Here is a 292-nt window from a genome sequence, read left to right on the forward strand (position 1 = left end):
CCTCACGCAGCGTGGCGCGCCAGAATCCGGCTCGCTGCTGGACTCCGCGCGACCTGCAACATCCCTTCCCGGCAACCAGCGCGCTCGTCGCGACCGCGATCTCCATCAACCACTTCGCTCAGCAACAAGTGGCCCGGTGCAGCCCGTGCAGCGCTCCGGTGCTGGCACCGCGACGACTTCACTCACCCGGTCCGGTGGCAACAACTCGCGCTTGCTGCCCTTGTGCCCGGGCTGGCCCCCGGGCTTCCGGCCGGTCGGCTCCGACTTCCTCGGCAGCGTACCGGGCGGGTCC

1 pseudogene is annotated in these 292 nt (G+C 70.9%); it reads right to left on the minus strand.

From position 1 onward, the window contains the following. Window positions 1-105: 105 nt before the first annotated feature. A pseudogene (locus tag G4D83_RS45770) lies at window positions 106-292 on the minus strand (IS66 family transposase); the annotation flags it as partial.

It is taken from the genome of Myxococcus eversor (assembly GCF_010894455.1).
GTDB lineage: Bacteria > Myxococcota > Myxococcia > Myxococcales > Myxococcaceae > Myxococcus > Myxococcus eversor.